The organism is Niallia circulans (genome assembly GCF_007273535.1).
Lineage (GTDB): Bacteria > Bacillota > Bacilli > Bacillales > Cytobacillaceae > Niallia > Niallia circulans_B.
Genome location: NZ_RIBP01000004.1, coordinates 15,888 through 34,215 on the forward strand (window position 1 = coordinate 15,888; position 18,328 = coordinate 34,215).

Here is an 18,328-nt window from a genome sequence, read left to right on the forward strand (position 1 = left end):
TCCTTGTTTAGTTATTCGCCAAACACCTTAATTGCTTCATACTTGTATCCGACATATTGATAATTTTGCTTTTGGTACATTTCCTTCGGTGTATCTTCACCGTCTGCGACAAGGATAACTGTTTTATCAGGGAAGGATTCCATGACAAACTGCTGCATATGAGCAGCTATTTTTTTTCGTTGAAATTCCGGCAGCACAAATAAACCATCAATCTCAACTGTTTGATCCTGTATGATTATCTCCAGCCCGCCGGCCGGTATGCCAACATAGTAAGCCAACACTTGCCAAAATTTCGAATCCTTAAAATGAAGCTTATTAACTTCTCGCTTACTTGCCGCAAACTCACTGCCATAGATACTATCTTGCTGATAACTCAATGTTAAAAAATCCTCAAGCCCGCTATCGCTGACATGTACTACCTCTATGTCTTGCTGTTTTTTGACTTTTGGAAAGTTTTGCGGGACTATCTTATACAATTCGGTAAATCCAATATCATAGCCTTCACTGATCAGTTTTGCTAACACTTCTTTCTCTATCTTTTCATTTGGAGGAAAAGTAAATTTCAAATGTTTTTGATTTCTTTCCAGATGGTAGTCATGCAAATATTTTTCTGTTTTGCTAAACTCCTGCACATTTGGCATGCGCTTAAAAGCGATTAAATTACTGTCATAGCGAATAGGTATTTTTAAATCATGTAGATGGACAAACATATCGCTTTCAAAGGCTGTAACTCCTTCATTATGAATGTCCATATAAGAAATTCCCTTCAAATCACATACCTCCCTGTGTAATTCTCAATATAAATTATACAATTTTTGTAAAAAGATAATAATTATGGTGTTCTTTTGAAATACTATAAACATCAAGACACTATCTTACCATTTTCACATGATGCAGCATCCATGACTTTTATAGATGGACATCTGCTTTTTGATATGTGGCTTTAACAATTTACCTAATTACCAATTATCAGAAGGAAGCAGGCTGATTATAAGTTGAATAAGGTGACACTGGAAAGATTGTTATGGTCAATTGCTTTTCCTGGCTTTGGCCAGCTGCTCAATCACAAGTATTTAAAATCACTGCTTTTCATCATGATGGAAATGGTGATTAACCGGCACTCTAATTTTAATCTTGCGATCATTTCGAGCTTCCATGGCAATATTGACAAATCAATCGAGAATATTCACTTTCAATGGCTGATGTTTTATCCATGCCTTTATTTTTTTGCGATGTGGGATGCTGTAAGAGATACATATGACGATGAAGATTCATCCCCTCCTTACGCGTTCCTGCCCTATGTCTCATGCGCCATCTGTGTTACAGTCGGGCTAATTTATTGTCAAAAATGGACCATTTTCGGCATATTGCTTGGCCCAATATTTATGCCAATCCTCTGTGTGCTACCGGGTATTATCATAGGATTGTCTGTTAAGAAATGGCTTTTAAAAACATAAAGCTAAACAAAAAAGAATGCATCTACCAATTCTAGCCGCATTCTTTTTTACTTTCTTAATACGACTTTTACGCTTAGCTATTCCGCTTAAGTTTATCATATATTCAGAAAAGTTTTTACAATAAAAAGCCCTGTTAAGATTTTTAACAGAGCTTCTTGCTACTTATCGATGTGTTTATCTTCACCCATTTTCCACTCCAGCCTTTGCCCAGGTTGAATGTAAGATAGAAGTTGTAAATCCTCACTATTAACTGCTCCTATCACATTTACGCGCTCATCTGCTGGTAGATTTCGCAGTACAATCTGCACTTCTCCACAGTAACGTCCGTATAAATGATTATCCATAGTAATCATCCCTCGCTGTCTTGCCAAGTTATTGACAGGTTCGACAGATTCGTTTGTACGAGAATCCATTATTCGCAGCACATCAGGAGATAAATCAGGACGTAATCGATTAATGCCTTCTTTTAACAGTCCAGACTGAATACGAATTGGCAGAATTTTGTCTTCATCATATTTAATCAGTTGTTCTAATAATCCCTTTCCATGATCTGGATCACCAATATACACATCTGTTATCCCAAGCTTATATAGCTCAACTGCCGCTATAAACGGATGTATTTCCCGATGACTCTCCAATGTTGGAAGACCCTCAAAAACCGGTCCCCGTTTTTCTGCAATTCCCGGGATAAAGGCACAAACCGGAATATTATAGCTTTTAAAAAGTGCGGTTTGTGTCCGAAAAAAGTCTTTATCTAAACCTGTTTCACGACGGGGATAAAAATTATGCCAAGCGATAAGCCTTTTCGCATTAAGTCCGTTTGCTAGTAAGCTCTCAAGCTCTTCTTCTAAGATGATACTGGCATTAACAGCAATGTGAAAGCACTTTGATAGTTCTATCATTCTATTACTTTCGAAGAAGTCATCTAATCGGATGCCAACTACTCCTAAAGTACTCAGTTGTTCCAAGCTGTCAATATTTAAATGGCGGGGCGTTTTCAACGATACATCGGCATAAACTTCCATACCACAGGCTTTAGCTGTCTTAAGTAATTCAGAGGCTCTGCTTGCGAGACCCCCTCTTTCCTCTGGTATATGCAGCGAAGTAAAGGCCTTTGTTATCCCTTTTTGACTTGCTTCTATTATTCGTTCCTCTGCAAGTGGATCATTTAGATAAAATGAAATGCCAATCATTCGAACTCACTCGCCATTTCATCCTTATAGCCAATCAAAAATGTGAAAACAAAGCCTGCTGCGTAAGCGATAATTAAACCTGCCAAGTAATACAGAATTTGCTGGGCATGAACAAGAAAGGAAAGCGGCAAGCCGGAAACTCCAACTGCGACTGTCGCAACTTTAAAATAAGCCTGAAATGCACCACCAATCCCAGCACCAAGACAAGCTGTTAAAAACGGTCTTCCAAGCGGGAGGGTAACCCCAAAAATCAACGGCTCACCGATGCCAAGCAAGCCGGAAGGAAGCGCACCGCCGATCGCCCGTTTCAATCGTGCCTTTTTCGTTTTCATGTAGATCGCAAATGCGGCACCCACCTGACCTGCACCGCCCATTGCTAAAATCGGCAACAGCGGATCATCACCAATCGAATTAATAAGCTCAAGGTGAACAGGTGTTAATCCTTGATGCAAGCCTGTTACAACTAATGGCAGAAAAGCGGCACCTAAAACAAATCCTGCAACAACCCCTCCCATATCTAAAATAGCGAGCAAGCCTTTTGTTATTCCATCAGAGATTAAACCGCCAATTGGCATGAACACGAGATATGTGACAATTCCTGTAACTAATAAAGCGATTGTTGGTGTGATAATGATATCAAGGGACTGTGGCACAATCCGACGCACCCGTTTTTCAACGATTGCGATAAAGATAGCAGCAAATAATACCCCGATTAAACCGCCCCTGCCAGGCAATAACTCTTCACCGAAGAGCGTTATTCCTGCAACAGAGGGATTAATAATTAATATACCTGCCACCCCACCTAATGCAGGGGAACCTCCAAATTCCTTTGCAGCATTTATTCCGACCAATATCCCAAGATAAGTAAACAAACCGCTCCCAATAACTGTTAGTATCGTCGCAAGCTGAGACTCTGCTGACAGCCAGCCGCCCTGTACAACCGCCTTTGTAATCCCTGTAATTAATCCAGATGCAACTAATGCTGGGATAAGCGGGATAAAAATACTGGCGATTTTACGCAAAAACATTTTAACCGGAGTAGAATTTTTGGTTTTTAATGCAGTTTTCTTCTGTGCTGCCAGCTCTTCTAGCTTAACGTCTCCGGCAGGTTCTAACAGCTTGCCGAACTCCTCTGCGACTTTATTCACTTTCCCTGGCCCTAATATAACCTGCAATGTCTCATCCTCAACCAGCCCTAATACACCGTTGATTTTTTTTATGGCTGGTTTATTGACAGCATTATTATCAATTGGTGTTACACGAAGGCGTGTCATACAATGTGTATATGCGGCAATATTAGCCGGACCGCCAAGCTGTTCTAATATTTTCAGTGCCAAAACATGATTTTCCCCAGACATGTTAGTTCCTCCTTTAATATCAATTCCAAAACAATTAAAATGAAACCGCTTAAATTTTTTTGTTTGAGAAATTGAGCTTCATAAGAACTTATCTCTTTTTTCTGCCTCACGTTTTTGTTCAATAGATGATTCTCTTGTTTCCGATTACACTGCAGCTGCGTGATTAGCATCTAGCTCCGCCTGCTGCCATTCTTAGTTCTCCACTATAGAAGTTGCTTTTCTTACATTACCTTCTGCTTTTGTTAAGAGTACTTTAGCCTGCGTGTAGTCCTGATTGGTTTTAAGCATAACAATGGCTGTTTTCACTTCATTTTGTGCTATTGCCAACGTCTCTTTGGCTGTTTCATAGGTTGCTCCTGTAGTTTTGCAGATGATGTGGATCGCTCTTTCTTTCAACTTATAATTGCTAACATGCACGTCTACCATAAGGTTTTCATACGCTTTTCCATTTTGAATCATTGTAGCTGTTGAAATCATATTCAATATCATCTTTTGTGCGGTAGCAGCCTTAAGTCTTGTTGAACCTGTGAGCACTTCAGGTCCCACCTCTACTTCAATACATATGTCAGCATATTTACTAATTATTGAATCTTTATTGCAGGATAACGCAATTGTTTTTGCGCCGACACTGCGTGCATGACAAAGCGCTCCTTTTACATACGGCGTCCTGCCACTTGCTGCGATTCCAATAACAGTATCATTTGCTGTTAAGCAGATGTTTTGTAAATCCTTGGCACCAAGCTCCTGATTATCTTCTGCTCCTTCAACAGCCTTAATAAATGCCTTTTCCCCACCAGCCATAATCCCTTGAACTAAATCAGGATCTGTACTAAATGTCGGTGGGCATTCAACTGCATCCAAAACCCCCAGCCTTCCGCTTGTACCTGCACCAATATAGATGATGCGTCCCCCTTTTTTTAAAGACTCATAAGCATATTTGACAGCTGTTTCGACCTCTGGAAGAACTTGCTGAACGGCGATTGCTACCTTTTGATCCTCTTCATTCATCAGCCTCAAAATTTCCATTGTTTCAGCCGTATCTATATGCATTGTTCGTACATTGCGAGATTCTGTTGTTAATAATTTGAGCTTCTGATCCATCGCTTAGTCCTCCATTTCTTTTTACATGTTTATTATAAGTCCCCTGAAACATAATTTCAATAAATATTAATTTATTTTAAAATTTTAGTTCATTTGGTTACAAAAAAAAAGAAACCAGAATATGGGGCTGGTTTCTTGAAGAAGGAACTAGTTTACTAAAATATAAGAAGTCAATTATACAAAAAAAGGGAGACATTCCAGCCTCCCTTTTTACCATAATATTAAACTGGTTCCGGCTGCTCCATTTCCAATACTACATGGTCATGCACATAGCGGAAATAGCTGCTGCTGTCCCTGCTATTTCCCCCTAAGTAGCCGAAAAAGAACCCAGTCATCCATGCGGCATAATTGAAGCTGAGCTGATCGCTTCTGCTGTAGTTTTTCACAAGCTTCCACCATTGCTCCATTAATTGCATGACATCAGGACAATGTGTTTTGCGAAGAATAACATTGCTGTCAATTAGGCCATTTTGTTTAGGATAATATTCACTCTTTAACAACGCCAGATGCTTCCTGATAATTCTTTCATTATCCTTCCCATTCTTGATACATTCCTTCGCTTCCTCATAAACACAATCTCTTTCTGGATGTTTAAATGTATAAAGCGTTTTATCGCCATTGATAAAATACTGTTCAATCAGTTGATCGATATCACCAGTTATCTGTACATTTCCATCTATCCAAATGCTGTATTCGTATTCGGGCAAAAAGAAATGCGGCATAATTTTCACCTGCCTGCACTGCCTAACAATATCCAAATCGCTCGGAGGAAGAGGTCTTATTTGCCATGTAGGTGAAATAAGTGTTGGATCATCTGTAAAGCATATGTAGTCACACTGATTAGATTTGATTGCCGGCTCCTTCAATTCATCATAGCCTTTTGTTATTGCTGTATAGATTACCACTCTTTTTTTCATCAACCTTCTCCTCCCTATTTTATGTCACTGCAAAAACAACGACAAAATTCTTAATATTCAATTAATCATTTATTATAACATAATTGATTTCTTAGTACTATTATGTAAGCCTTTTAGTTAATAGAACAAGATGTATGCTAATTCTAGTAATTATCCGTTTATCAGCACAATGAAACTTATTAACATCAAAAAATCAGATCCATTCTGCAAACTTTCAAGAGATTGGTACAAAGTGTTTGCTAATAGTCGAGTATATGAATTTTTTTGCCAATGCGTGAAATCTAGGAAGTTCTGCGAAGGCTTAAGCCAATGTTTGTACTATTCTCTTCCTCCACCAAGTCTTTCAACACACCTAAGGAAAAAAGAGGCAGAACATCGCTGCTTTAGAATGCATTAAGCAGGCCGATATATGTATTAGTTTCAGGAAAAAAACATAAAAGGAGAGCTACATCATTGAAACTGTTAAAAAACTTAAACATTACCAGAAAGCTTTTGATTATCACACTAGTAAGTGCTGCAGCACTTAGCTCAGTTGGTTTTTTAGGCTTAAATTATATTCGTATTATGGCGAAGGATTCAGAAGTTATGTACAAGGAGAATCTGCTGCCGATAACTGACATGCTGCAAATTAGAATTAATACCAGATCAAGCAGCTCGTACACATTAGAACTAATGCTGACAAAGGATGCAGCCAAAAATAAAGAACTACAGGAGGAAATTAAGTCTGCCTGGGAAGAAATTGATACACTTGTTGCCAAGATTGAGAGTGGCAATATGACTCCCGAAGAAAAAGAACTGCTTGACCAGTTTAAGGTGGAAGTAACTCCATTAACTGCAGGAACAGATAAAGTGGTTGATCTTGCTCTTGCTAATAAAAACGAAGAGGGCTATGACCTTTACTTAAAAGAAGTCGAAGCAAACAGAACAAAAGTAAACGAGACGTTAAAAGAACTTGCTGCCGCGAAAACAAAGCATGCAGAAGAAATTTACACGAAAAGCAAGGAACGCTTACACACCGTTACCATTTTTGTTGCGGCTGTCATCATTTTGGCTGTTTTGCTGCTGTTATTCTTGAGCTATATTATTGGCCGAATGATTGTAAAACCAGTCAAGGAAGTAAAAGAGCTTCTTTCTTTGGCAGAGGATGGAGATTTTACTGTTAAAGGAAGCTACCAGTCAAAAGATGAAATTGGCGAACTTGCAAAGTCCTTCAATAATATGACAGCAAAGCTTCAATCTGTTTTCAGCACTGTATATGACTCTTCACAACAGGTTGCTGCTGCTTCAGAAGAGCTGAGTGCAAGTGCAGAGGAAAACAGCAAAGCAAGTGAGCATATAACACTTACCATGCAGGAACTTACTGTAGGAACAGATACACAAGTTATTAAAATCGAAGACAGTGCCGAAGTTATCAGCAAAATTACGACATATACAAAAACAATTGCTGATAATACAGAAAAAATATCAAAAGACGTCCTTCATGCATCACAAGTATCTGCAGACGGAAATGAAGCAATTACAAAAGTTAATAAGCAAATGAATTCTATTTATGCTAATGTTACCAGCTTATCAGAAGCTGTCAAAAGCTTAAATGAACGTTCAACTGAGATCGGAGAAATTACGAATGTCATCACTGGCATCTCAGCCCAAACAAACCTGTTGGCATTGAATGCAGCAATTGAAGCGGCACGTGCTGGAGAGCATGGCAAAGGCTTTGCAGTCGTTGCTGATGAAGTTAGAACACTTGCAGAGGAATCAACTAAATCAACAGAACAAATTTCGAATTTGATTCAATTAATACAAAAGGACACAGAGCATACACTTGAAACAATGGAAAGAGCCTCACAAGAAGTGAACTCAGGTTTAACTGTTGTTCATACAGCAGGTGCTTCCTTCCAAAAAATCGAAACAGCCGTTAACGGTATCGTCTCGCAAATTGAAGATATTTCAGAAGCACTGCAAAAACTAGCAAAAGGAACAGAAACTGTTCATGTATCAATCGATGATGTTAGTGGTGTGGCCAAGGATTCTGCAGCCATCACACAAAATATCTCTGCTGCAACACAGGAGCAGCTTGCCTCAATGGAAGAAATCACTACCTCCTCTCAAGCACTGGCTGTTTTAGCAGATGATTTACAAGCAATCATTAAGCAATTTAAAATTTCTTAACAAACATGCCCTGAAATAATTATTTCGGGGCATATTTGTTTTCATGCTCAAGGAGCCATTCCTTTCTCCATAAGCCGCCTGCATAACCTGTCAAGCTGCCATTGCTGCCAATAATCCGGTGACATGGCAAAACAATACAGAGCTTATTTTTGCCATTTGTACTACCAACTGCCCGAACTGCCTTTTCATTGCCGATTGCTGTTGCAATATCTTTATAGGAGCCTGTCTTACCGTAAGAAATTGACGGTAACGTATTCCACACATTTTTTTGAAAATCTGTACCTTCGACTATATATGGAAAAGTAAATGTCTCAAGCTCTCCTTTAAAATATAAATCAAGCTGTTGATAGCAAGCTCTTAATGGTTTTGGCGTGTTTTCCATCAATGGATATTGCAAGGTTTCTCTATCTGTAAACAATACAGAGTATACTCCTGCTTCGGTACCTGTGATTTCGACAAGCCCAATTGGTGATTTATAATCAATTATATATTTAGCGCTCATTTAACATTCCTCCAGCTATTTATTATCCATGTCTTGATTGAGTTTTCTTATCAGCATTGGAATTTCTGTCAAATCCTTCACGATATATTCCATTCCTGCACTGCTCCAATCAGAATTTTCTTTCCATACTCCAAGCATTCCAACATTACGGGCGGCCTCTACATCATTTTGTGGGTGATCGCCGATAAAAAGACTTTCGTCAGGAGTTGCATCCAGCCTTTGCAATGCCCGCTGAAAAATCGCTGGTTCAGGCTTGCGCAAATTCTCCCATTCTGATATCAATATCGTATCAAAAAAGTGTTTGATTCCTAATGCTTCGATATTGCTCTGCTGAAACTGCCCGTATCCATTTGTAATGATTCCTAAGCGCAGCCCTGCTTCTGAAAGCTCTGCTAACATTTCGTTTAAATGAGCAAAAGGCACACAGCTATACGGAAATTCCTCTACATAATCTTGCAGCAGCTCCTGCCAAGTGATGCCGGTCAAGTGAAATTCTTCAACAAGCTGCTGATAGACTCTATCCTTCCAAACATAGCCGTTCGCATCCAAGGTGATGAACCTGCTTATATATGTTTCTTTCGATATATCGCTTGTCGCTTTTATTATGCTGTTATATTGTCGTTCTGCAAAATGCAGGACTGCTTCATTTCTGTTTAATAATGTTCCATCTAAATCAAACAAAACTGCTTTTATCATATAAACAGCCCCTGCCTTTTCTTCCATTATAAACTATTGCTTACATGGCTCAAGCCACAAAAAAACTGACTGAAAATTTTTCAGTCAGTCAGCTTCATAAAGCATTATTTCCAAACAGCATTTGAAATTTCAACAACATGGCGAAGCTTATCCCATTGCTGCTCTTCTGTCAGCAGGTTGCCTTCCTCAGTTGATGCAAAGCCGCACTGCGGGCTTAAGCACAATTGATTTAGGTCAACATAACGTGATGCTTCTTCAATACGACGTTTAATAACATCTTTATCCTCTAGTTCACCGAATTTAGATGTAATTAATCCAAGTACGATGTTTAAATCTGGTCTGTTAACGAAACGAAGCGGTTCAAAACCACCTGAACGATCATTATCATATTCGAGGAAGAAGCCATCAATATTTAAATGACCAAACAGCTTTTCAGCAACCGGCTCATAACCACCTGAAGAAATCCATGTAGAGCGGAAATTTCCTCGGCATATATGCATCGTTACTTTAAAATCATCTGGACGATCTGAAACTGCTTCATTTAACGTTTCTAAATATTTTCTGCTTAAGTAGTCAGGATCCATTCCTTTTGCACGCAGCTGTTCCTTTTGTTCTTCTGAACATAGGTATGCCCATGATGTGTCATCAAGTTGCACATAACGGCAGCCTGCATCATAAAACGCTTGAAGGCCCTTTTTGTATGTTTGTGCAAGATCTGCGAAAAACTCATCTTGGTCTGGATACACAGCCTTGTCAACTTCACCGCGGAAATGAAGCATACTTGGACTTGGAATCGTTAATTTTGCTGTATGGTCACCAGCTGCAGCTTGAAGAAATTTAAAATCCTCAAGGAATGGGTGCTTGTCAAACCCAAGCTTGTCCGTAACCTTAATAGCACGTGATTTTGTTTGCTTTTGCTGGAATTGAATACCTGATCCAGTTTGATAGCCTGTTACACCTTGCAGGTCTTCAAGAAAATCAAAATGCCACCATGCTCTGCGGAATTCGCCATCTGTGACAGCTTGAAGGCCAACTTCCTTTTGCTTTTCTACAATTCTAGCAATCTCTTCATTTTCTATAGTTTTTAATTGCTCTGCAGTAATTTCGTCAGCTGCTCTTTGCAAACGCGCCTTCTTAATTGCCTCAGATCTCAATAAGCTTCCTACTTGGTCTGCGCGAAATGGTGCTGTTTTCTGTGATGATTTATCAATCGTTTGCATCTATATTCCCTCTTTCCCTTTGTCGTTCCTATATTGTCTGTATATTAGCATAATTAAAAGGGTATAGAGTAACTGATAAAAGTAATTGTCCGTTATAACTAAAAGCTATATCACTTAGTAGCATAATAATCGACAAATCTTTTAAGCTCTTCTAAATAAAGGTTGGCAATCCTGCTTAATCTGGTTTTTTTGTGCACAATCCACCCAACTGAAATCGTTTCCTCTTCGGCTAACGGAACAGAGACAATGTCAGATCCATTTAAATCCGAGCTTAAAATCCCTGTTGAAATGGTGTACCCATTCAACCCGATCAGCAGATTGAATAGAGTAGCACGGTCACTCACTTGGATTGATTTTTTGCGTGGAATGGTACTGAATATTTCCTCCGCATAATAAAAGGAATTAAACTCCCCCTGCTCAAATGACAGTCGTGGATATGCTTCCAAATCCCCAAGTGTTACTGACGATCTTTTCGCCAGAGGATTTTGGGCACTTACAAAAATATGCGGACCCGCTTCAAACAAAGAATGGAAATCAAGTCCTTCCTGTTCGAGCATTTGCAGCATAACCTTTTCATTAAACGAACTGACATAAAGGATACCAATTTCACTGCGGAAGTTTTTAACATCCTCAATGATTTCATATGTTCGTGTTTCCCGCAAAGTAAATTGATATTCGTCTGCTCCATGCTGTTTGATCATTTCGACAAATGCGTTAACAGCAAATGCATAATGCTGTGTCGATACAGAGAAAAGCTGTTGGGAAGGCGCACTGTCAAAATACCTGCGTTCAAGCAGCTCCGCCTGCTCCACAACTTGGCGGGCATATCCGAGAAATTCAGCACCGTTCTTTGATAACGTGATTCCCTTTGACGTCCGTAAAAAAATCTCAAAGCCCATCTCCTTTTCCAGTTCCTTAACTGCCTTAGACAAGCTCGGCTGTGACATATATAAACGCCTTGCCGCCTCATTAATAGAGCCGCATAAAACTATTTCCACCACATACTTCAATTGCTGGAGTGTCATAAAAGTACCTCCTGTTTTCTATTAGTTATGTATAATTGCTGCCTAACTCTTATTTATACCATTTATAAAGTTAATTAATAGGTAGCTGTCCATCCCCTGTTATTCAATTTTTTACATAATATCATATTTTTATTGCTTGTATAAGGGGATTAAGATACTATAAATTGGGATTGGAAAAATATTTGTAAAATATTCCGATTTCTGCTAAAAAAAGCTCTTATTCTAGCGATATTAAAAAAGTAGAAAATCATCAAGAATGAAAGGAGAATCATATGAAAACAATTATTAAAGCCACTTTGGCAACAGGCCTGCTATTTAGCTTCACACTTGGCACAGTTCATAATACAGAGGCTGCTACAAAAGTAGTTAAATACAAAAACTGCACAGAGCTAAATAAAAAATACAAAGGCGGAGTAGCCCGCGCTGCAAATGTGAAAAACAAAGGCGGAAAAACAAAATACAAGCCGTACGTATCTAAAGCTCTTTATGACGCCAACAAAAAAAGCGATCGCGATAAAGATTTAATTGCTTGCGAAAAATAAATAGACCAGAAACCAGAACTTATCTTCCGTAGTTCTGGTTTTTTTACATCTATAACCACTTAAAAGTATTAGATTCAAGTTGTTGGCATGATAAAACCATACAAGGAAACAGATGAACATTAAACACATTCCACCTTCCTTATTTTAGCAAATCTATTATTTCTGTTTAAAGCTCCACAAAACGGGAAAAAACTAGCTAAGAATATCATTTTGAATTAGTCAAGGAGGTTGAATGAACATGGCAAAAAGTATAGTAGCTGTTTACGAGACTCCCCAAGAGACAATGGAAGCCATTGAAAGATTGACTGCAAAAGGCTATGAAACAGAGGATTTTTCTGTTGTGACGAACAGAACAGACACGGATTATCTCGCATCGCGGACAGATGCAAATATTGCTTCTGTGGAAGATAATGAATCTGCTGGTTTTTTTGAAAAATTAAAGAGCTACTTCACAATGGAGGACCTTGGATTTGGCGCAAATGAAAACAAAACCGCCGACATAGACATACCAGCAGCAGAGCTGGATCAATATTCAGAGGAGCTGGAAGAAGGGAAGTTTTTGCTCGCTGTTGACGGAGATGTTAATGAAAAAACTGCTAACATAGCAAATGACTATCCAAATATGCGGCCATTAAATGACGTTAATCCGACAAACAGTGCAGAAGGAATGAATATTTCCTTAGGTCCTAATGAGGATTATGAGCGCAGGAATCCTGTATTTGAAGATACTCCTGATACGCCAATATTGGAAAGAAGAGCTGGAGGTAATAACAATAGAGAGGCAACAGATGAAGTCGTGCTTGATAGGTCTCTCCCGCGAAATGAACATTTATCTAAATAGTAATCATCTATAAAAGAAAGCCGGGTTTGCTTAGAGCAAATCCGGCTTTCTCCTTAGATATTTTCCTGCTTTAATCCATCAATAATATTTTCCTTTTTGATTTTGACTGTTGCATACATCATCGCTAATCCAACGATTATAAAGATAGCAATAATTGAAAATAGTATGCTCATCCATGGTAATGCAAATCCATACTCAAATGTCTGTCTTATAGAAAAGTACAGCAGCACCATAACTGCGATGCTTAAAGGCAGGCCATAAAGCAGGGCCTTTAAGCCATAAAACATACTTTCGTATTGCAGCATTTTATTAAAGCCCTTTGGTGTCATCCCGACGGAACGAAGCATCGCAAATTCCCGCTTTCTTAAGGCTATACTTGTGCTAATTGTATTGAATATATTTGCAACGGAAATCAGTGAAATAAGAGTGATGAATCCGTATGTGAACACAGACATAAACAGAAGCATTTGCTCATTTTCCTGCTTATTTTGATAAACATTGTATATATACATATTAGAGGTTTTAACGTCCTCTAGTTCCTTTTGGGTTGCAAGAGGGTCAGAGCTGTTCAAATACAGTGACGTATCGAATAAATCCTTTGTTTTTGCATTATTGGACAGCTGTGAAAATATCTTGTCTGATACGATAATATCCATGCTGCCAACTCCCGCTGTATTCATACCGATTGGAAGCTTAGTTGTAATACCAGCAATTCCTACCTTACTTATTGAGGTATCACCCTCTCCTTCATTGCTGTAATGCAGCTCGAAATTATCACCGTTTTTAGCATGGACTGAAGTAGTTTCAATAAATTTTTTCGTATCGAAATCCTGATAGGAGATTTTGTTTACGAGAATTCCCATCGGGTTATTTTCATCAGTGAATTTGTCTAACGAAACACCTGCTTCTTTTGCATATGCTTGAAAACTTGCTTCATCAAGACCGACAAGATGTACCGTATACTGGAATTTCCCGTCCTTAAGTAAACTGTTGTCATCCGCAACCATTTCTTTCAGCTCATCTGCAATAGCACTTTCCTTCACCCATGTACTTAACATATACGATTCTTGTAATATCGTACTGTTTTCAACATTCGAAAGCTTTGTTAACGGAATATAATCGCTCGGCTGCATAAAACCAGAGCCGTATACTTGAATATCAAAGCTGACATTTTCCTGTGACAACTCCAAAGACTTTTTAATATTTGATGTAAAAAAGGATACAGCTAAAAATAAGACAATGCTGATAATCAATGAAAAAACAGTAGCATGATATCTGCGTTTATGGCGTTTTAAATTTTTCAGCCCTATTTCTGCTTCTATTCCAAACAGCTTCCGAACGAACTTTGACGTTTTGACTGCTTTGCCTGTAAGCTTCACATCCTGTGTTTGGCGGATCGCATCGATTGCCGATATTTTTGATGCCTTGCGTGCTGGCAAAAAGGCAGATATAAAAATCGTGAACACGGAAACTACTATTGCAATCAGAACAGAGTATGGTGTTACAACTAGCTCCAGCTTTTCGGAGACGCCTAAAGCTCCTTCAATAAATGAGTTTAGGAAGATAAAGGTTGCACCAATTCCGCCAATTCCTGCTAGAATACCAATCGGAATACTGATAGCACCGATGACCATTCCTTCAAAAAATACCGCATTCCGCTTTTGCTTTTTCGTTGCACCAACACTTGAAAGCATGCCTAAATGTCTTGCCCGCTCTGACACGCTTATGGCAAATGCATTATAAATAAGTGCGACAGAACCAATGATAATAACAGCTACTATCACAGCACCGCTACCATAAAGAGTTGTCCGCAGACTGTCATTATCTGTTACTCCATAATAACGAAGCAGCTCATCATTATAGGTGATTTTTTTAGTATTTACCTTTTTCGCTAGGCCATCTGCATGCTCATAAATAGAGCCATTTACTTTATTAAGCACAACAACCGCATCTGCTGTATCTTTTTGTGCAATCGTTGTGAAATCAACATAGCCTAATGCTGTATAGCCAGGCTCCCAAGTATACGCCCAAGTCGGATTCTCCATAATCCCAACGATAGTAAAGGTTTTCTCCGTAGTATTAGCAAGCTCTTCCTTCAGATTTCCTTCTTCATCTGTAACCACGCTAAGCTGCTGTGTCAGCTCCTTGCCTTCCGTGTCTTCACTATCAACCCGCTTGCCTATATCTACCGTTATTTTGTCACCAATTTTATAAGACGTATATTCTTCCACAATACTTTCTGAAAGAATTAACTCATCAGGATTTTCAGGAAGACGCCCTTCGTCGATTTTGATATGAAATGCGTTAAATCCAGCTTCATTAAATGCCTTATAAAAGATATATGGCTTATATATATTCGTGGCATCCTCTATCTCGGAGTATCCTAAATCCTTTGACAAGAACAGCTCTTTTGTCGCATCATCCTTTTCTATTTCCGCAATCTGATCCTGGTTGACATCCTCATATTTCAAATGCCATTCACCATCAGTAGAAATAGACTGTCTTATCGACAAATCAAGAAAGGAGACACCAAGTGTTGCCACTGCCATAATCATTGCCGTGGAAATAATAACGCCTATGATAGTTACAATCGTACGTCTTTTATTTTCCTTTAAATGTCTGATTGTAAGCTTTTGGATGATATTCACGGACGAATCACCTCATCCTTTGCAACCTTGCCATCCTCAATAGCTATGACTCTGTCTGCTTGCAAGGCAATCCTTTCATCATGCGTTATTACAATCAATGTTTGATTAAATGTTTTATTGAACATCTTTAATAATTCCATTATTTCCTTACTGTTTTTGCTGTCGAGATTACCTGTCGGCTCGTCTGCAAGCACGATAGCTGGATTACTGATAAGAGCACGTCCTATTGATACACGCTGCTGTTGTCCGCCAGAAAGCTGATTTGGCAAATGTCCGAGACGGTTCTTCAAGCCAAGCACACGAACGATATCCTCAAATTTGCTGTTGTCGACCTCATGCTGGTCAAGCAATAGTGGCAATGTAATGTTTTCTTCTACAGTCAAAATAGGAATCAAATTATAAAACTGATAAATAAGGCCAATTTGCCTTCTTCTAAAGATTGCCAAGGCTGTCTCATCGAGTGCGTAAATATCTGTATCATCCACTAAGACCTTTCCACTTGTTGGCCTGTCAACACCGCCAAGCAAATGCAGCAATGTTGATTTACCTGAGCCAGATGGACCAATAATAACGACGAATTCGCCTTTTTTGACTGTAAAGGATACATTATCCAACGCCTTAACCTCTGTATCTCCCTTTCCGTACACTTTAGACAGATTTTCAATTCTTAAAATATCCATTTGAGTTCCCCTTTTGTATTTGATTTATCTCTAGTTTATCTGCCTAAAATGACATATCAGTGACTCAAAAGTGACAATTTAGTCACTTAATGCTGTTTACTGCCTGCTTATAAAATTTTATATGGAAGGTAGTTCCCTCCCCTTCCTTACTTACTACCTCGATATCACCGTTTTGAGCGGAAATGATGCTGTATGCCATCGCAAGGCCAATACCAACACTATCCTCACCAGCATTTTCGCCTTTATAAAACCGCTTAAAAATATGCGGCAAATCCTTTTTCGAAATTCCTTTCCCATTGTCGCGAATACTTATTTCCGTAAATAAGGCATTTTCAAAAAAGGAAAAGAAAATCTCCCCGCCTTCTGCTGTATGCTCTATCCCATTTTTTAAGATATTAAGGATTGCTTCTGCTGTCCATTTTAAATCCCCATAAAAGACAGCGTCTTTATCCCCGTCTGTTTTAAGTGACTGCTGTTTTATATCCATTGGTATAAGCATTGTTTCTGCTGCTTTTTCAATCACTTGAATGACAGGAACCTTTTCCTTTTTGAACGGAACGGAACCAGCATCAATTTTAGAGAGCTTTAACAAAGAGGATACAAGCCATTCAATGCGCTCAAGTTGAATACGGATATTCCTCGTAAATTCTTGTCTTTTTTCTTCGGTTAAATTTTTTCCGCTTAACAAATCTGCCATAACCATCATCGAGGTCAACGGTGTCTTTAACTGATGAGAAATGTCGGAAATGGCATCCGTCAATTTTAATTTATCCTTTTTCAAGGAAGACCCATGCTGTGACAGCATCAACGTCACTTTATAAATCTCGCTTTTTAAAATGCTTAATTCGCCTTCATAATTATCTCTTATATCAAACTGATAATCACCGTTCGCTATGCGGCGCAAGTGACCAGACAGCTTAGCGATTTCCCTGTAGCGCCACCATGTAAAGAAAACCTGTACACTAGTAAGCACCATACATGTAATAAAAACATAAATAGCAGTAGCAGCAGTTATAAATAAGTATGCAAACAAAGTGGACAGCAATGTGATTACGGAAAGGATCAATAAGTTAAAACGCAATTCCCGATTGCGAAGCATCTAATCACCTACCTTATAGCCTAAGCCTCGAATTGTTTTAATAATGGTTGGCTTTTGGGGATCATCTTCCAGCTTTTCTCTTAGTCTTTTAATATAAACTGTCAATGTATTGTCATTAACAAAGTCCCCCGCAACATCCCAGATTCTCTCAAGCAGCTGAGCTCTTGTCAGCACCTGGCCGATATGATTGGCGAAAATAAGAAATAATCTGTACTCTAATGCCGTAACTAAAACCTCTTCACCGTTTTTATATACTTTCCCTTCAGCTGTATTAATCGTTATATTGTCAATTTCAATCACAGGTTTTGCTTGCAATTGTTTATAGTATCTTCGCAAAACAGATTTAATCCTTGAAAGCAATTCTCTTACTCGAAAGGGCTTCGTTATGTAATCATCTGCTCCCATATCCAAGCCCATCACAACATTCACTTCATCATCCAATGCCGTCAAAAAAATGACTGGCTTGTCAGAGTGCTGTTTAACATATTCACATAATTCATAACCGTTTCCGTCTGGCAAGGACAAGTCAAAGATACATAAATCGATTTGCGCCAGGTTTTCTGATATTGCTCTTTTGGCTGTCTGGACAGTATGACACAGAATCGTTTCATACTCCTCTTGGTTTAGGCTATACTCAATGCCTGATGCTATCGTTTTATCGTCTTCCACTAATAATATTTTCATTTTCCTTTCACTTCCTTTACACAAATAGACCTATCTATATCCTATCTTATTTGATGGCTTGATTTTAAGTCAAAGGGGAATAATGTTATTAAATAGGTTGCATTGGCACATTCAGTACCCTACAATACTTTATAGAGACAAAAATTTATGCAAACGCTACACATACTAGAAATAACAATTGTTACAGGAGGAAACC

The 18,328-nt window shown here is 38.7% G+C and carries 17 protein-coding genes; 4 read left to right on the top strand and 13 right to left on the bottom strand.

All coding sequences use genetic code 11. The features are described 5' to 3' along the window. Nucleotides 1-11: 11 nt before the first annotated feature. Nucleotides 12-770, bottom strand: a complete 759-nt coding sequence (locus tag CEQ21_RS08080; RefSeq protein WP_185764163.1) for a GNAT family N-acetyltransferase — start codon at nt 768-770, stop codon at nt 12-14. 225 nt (nt 771-995) lie between these two features. Between CEQ21_RS08080 and CEQ21_RS08085 the strand changes: the two genes are divergently transcribed. Then, nucleotides 996-1,457 (top strand): hypothetical protein, encoded by a 462-nt coding sequence (locus CEQ21_RS08085; RefSeq protein WP_185764164.1) that lies wholly within the window; start codon nt 996-998, stop codon nt 1,455-1,457. A 158-nt stretch (nt 1,458-1,615) separates the two neighbouring features. Here CEQ21_RS08085 and CEQ21_RS08090 read toward each other — a convergent pair whose 3' ends face one another. From CEQ21_RS08090 to CEQ21_RS08105, 4 genes are all read right to left on the bottom strand, one after another. Continuing rightward, nucleotides 1,616-2,650 (bottom strand): MupG family TIM beta-alpha barrel fold protein, encoded by a 1,035-nt coding sequence (locus tag CEQ21_RS08090; RefSeq protein ID WP_185764165.1) that lies wholly within the window; start codon nt 2,648-2,650, stop codon nt 1,616-1,618. Next, nucleotides 2,647-4,008 (bottom strand): PTS transporter subunit EIIC, encoded by a 1,362-nt coding sequence (locus CEQ21_RS08095; protein WP_185764166.1) that lies wholly within the window; start codon nt 4,006-4,008, stop codon nt 2,647-2,649. The genes CEQ21_RS08090 and CEQ21_RS08095 overlap by 4 nt, the downstream gene beginning before the upstream one ends. Nucleotides 4,009-4,200: 192 nt before the next feature. Continuing rightward, nucleotides 4,201-5,109 (bottom strand): N-acetylmuramic acid 6-phosphate etherase, encoded by a 909-nt coding sequence (murQ, locus tag CEQ21_RS08100; protein WP_185764167.1) that lies wholly within the window; start codon nt 5,107-5,109, stop codon nt 4,201-4,203. A gap of 221 nt (nt 5,110-5,330) precedes the next feature. Further along, on the bottom strand, nt 5,331-6,026 hold the full coding sequence (locus tag CEQ21_RS08105) for a glycosyltransferase domain-containing protein (RefSeq protein ID WP_185764168.1): 696 nt from the start codon (nt 6,024-6,026) through the stop codon (nt 5,331-5,333). 453 nt (nt 6,027-6,479) lie between these two features. On the opposite strand from CEQ21_RS08105, the gene CEQ21_RS08110 reads away from it, so the two are divergent. Further along, nucleotides 6,480-8,195 carry a methyl-accepting chemotaxis protein gene (locus CEQ21_RS08110; RefSeq protein ID WP_185764169.1) on the top strand — a complete coding sequence of 572 codons (1,716 nt, stop codon included), beginning with the start codon at nt 6,480-6,482 and terminating at the stop codon, nt 8,193-8,195. Between the two features lie 19 nt (nt 8,196-8,214). Here the strand turns inward: CEQ21_RS08110 and CEQ21_RS08115 are convergent, their stop codons facing one another. The 4 genes from CEQ21_RS08115 to CEQ21_RS08130 all read right to left on the bottom strand — a co-directional run bounded on the left by CEQ21_RS08115 (nt 8,215) and on the right by CEQ21_RS08130 (nt 11,638). Then, a complete protein-coding gene (locus CEQ21_RS08115; RefSeq protein WP_185764170.1) occupies nt 8,215-8,697 on the bottom strand; it encodes a methylated-DNA--[protein]-cysteine S-methyltransferase in 483 nt (160 codons plus the stop codon). Between the two features lie 15 nt (nt 8,698-8,712). Then, entirely contained in the window at nt 8,713-9,393 is a 681-nt protein-coding gene (locus CEQ21_RS08120; protein ID WP_185764171.1) for an HAD family hydrolase, read from the bottom strand. A 104-nt stretch (nt 9,394-9,497) separates the two neighbouring features. Beyond that, nucleotides 9,498-10,613, bottom strand: a complete 1,116-nt coding sequence (locus CEQ21_RS08125) for a 5-methyltetrahydropteroyltriglutamate--homocysteine S-methyltransferase (protein WP_185764172.1) — start codon at nt 10,611-10,613, stop codon at nt 9,498-9,500. 110 nt (nt 10,614-10,723) lie between these two features. Then, the gene (locus CEQ21_RS08130) at nt 10,724-11,638 is read right to left on the bottom strand and encodes a LysR family transcriptional regulator (protein WP_185764173.1); all 915 of its coding nucleotides are present in this window, start codon (nt 11,636-11,638) and stop codon (nt 10,724-10,726) included. A gap of 272 nt (nt 11,639-11,910) precedes the next feature. Between CEQ21_RS08130 and CEQ21_RS08135 the strand changes: the two genes are divergently transcribed. Together CEQ21_RS08135 and CEQ21_RS08140 are read left to right on the top strand one after the other, a co-directional pair. Further along, nucleotides 11,911-12,180, top strand: coding sequence for an excalibur calcium-binding domain-containing protein (locus CEQ21_RS08135; RefSeq protein ID WP_185764174.1), 270 nt, complete (start codon nt 11,911-11,913; stop codon nt 12,178-12,180). Between the two features lie 238 nt (nt 12,181-12,418). Continuing rightward, nucleotides 12,419-13,021, top strand: coding sequence for a YflT domain-containing protein (locus CEQ21_RS08140; protein WP_185764175.1), 603 nt, complete (start codon nt 12,419-12,421; stop codon nt 13,019-13,021). A 53-nt stretch (nt 13,022-13,074) separates the two neighbouring features. On the opposite strand, the gene CEQ21_RS08145 is transcribed toward CEQ21_RS08140, so the two are convergent. The 4 genes from CEQ21_RS08145 to CEQ21_RS08160 form a co-directional block, all read right to left on the bottom strand. Continuing rightward, entirely contained in the window at nt 13,075-15,669 is a 2,595-nt protein-coding gene (locus tag CEQ21_RS08145; RefSeq protein WP_185764176.1) for an ABC transporter permease, read from the bottom strand. Then, a complete protein-coding gene (locus CEQ21_RS08150; RefSeq protein WP_185764177.1) occupies nt 15,666-16,349 on the bottom strand; it encodes an ABC transporter ATP-binding protein in 684 nt (227 codons plus the stop codon). Before CEQ21_RS08150 ends, CEQ21_RS08145 begins: the two co-directional genes overlap by 4 nt. An 82-nt stretch (nt 16,350-16,431) precedes the next feature. Then, a complete protein-coding gene (locus CEQ21_RS08155; RefSeq protein ID WP_185764178.1) occupies nt 16,432-17,448 on the bottom strand; it encodes a sensor histidine kinase in 1,017 nt (338 codons plus the stop codon). Continuing rightward, nucleotides 17,449-18,132 carry a response regulator transcription factor gene (locus tag CEQ21_RS08160; protein ID WP_185764179.1) on the bottom strand — a complete coding sequence of 228 codons (684 nt, stop codon included), beginning with the start codon at nt 18,130-18,132 and terminating at the stop codon, nt 17,449-17,451. Nucleotides 18,133-18,328: the final 196 nt, after the last annotated feature.

Bases quoted from the DNA above. Each gene is read 5' to 3' on its own strand.
- CEQ21_RS08090 (WP_185764165.1), bottom strand. From the start codon at position 2,650: ATGATTGGCATTTCATTTTATCTAAATGATCCACTTGCAGAGGAACGA.
- CEQ21_RS08095 (WP_185764166.1), bottom strand. From the start codon at position 4,008: ATGTCTGGGGAAAATCATGTTTTGGCACTGAAAATATTAGAACAGCTT.
- murQ (WP_185764167.1), bottom strand. From the start codon at position 5,109: ATGGATCAGAAGCTCAAATTATTAACAACAGAATCTCGCAATGTACGA.
- CEQ21_RS08105 (WP_185764168.1), bottom strand. From the start codon at position 6,026: ATGAAAAAAAGAGTGGTAATCTATACAGCAATAACAAAAGGCTATGAT.
- CEQ21_RS08115 (WP_185764170.1), bottom strand. From the start codon at position 8,697: ATGAGCGCTAAATATATAATTGATTATAAATCACCAATTGGGCTTGTC.
- CEQ21_RS08120 (WP_185764171.1), bottom strand. From the start codon at position 9,393: ATGATAAAAGCAGTTTTGTTTGATTTAGATGGAACATTATTAAACAGA.
- CEQ21_RS08125 (WP_185764172.1), bottom strand. From the start codon at position 10,613: ATGCAAACGATTGATAAATCATCACAGAAAACAGCACCATTTCGCGCA.
- CEQ21_RS08130 (WP_185764173.1), bottom strand. From the start codon at position 11,638: ATGACACTCCAGCAATTGAAGTATGTGGTGGAAATAGTTTTATGCGGC.
- CEQ21_RS08135 (WP_185764174.1), top strand. From the start codon at position 11,911: ATGAAAACAATTATTAAAGCCACTTTGGCAACAGGCCTGCTATTTAGC.
- CEQ21_RS08140 (WP_185764175.1), top strand. From the start codon at position 12,419: ATGGCAAAAAGTATAGTAGCTGTTTACGAGACTCCCCAAGAGACAATG.
- CEQ21_RS08150 (WP_185764177.1), bottom strand. From the start codon at position 16,349: ATGGATATTTTAAGAATTGAAAATCTGTCTAAAGTGTACGGAAAGGGA.
- CEQ21_RS08155 (WP_185764178.1), bottom strand. From the start codon at position 17,448: ATGCTTCGCAATCGGGAATTGCGTTTTAACTTATTGATCCTTTCCGTA.
- CEQ21_RS08160 (WP_185764179.1), bottom strand. From the start codon at position 18,132: ATGAAAATATTATTAGTGGAAGACGATAAAACGATAGCATCAGGCATT.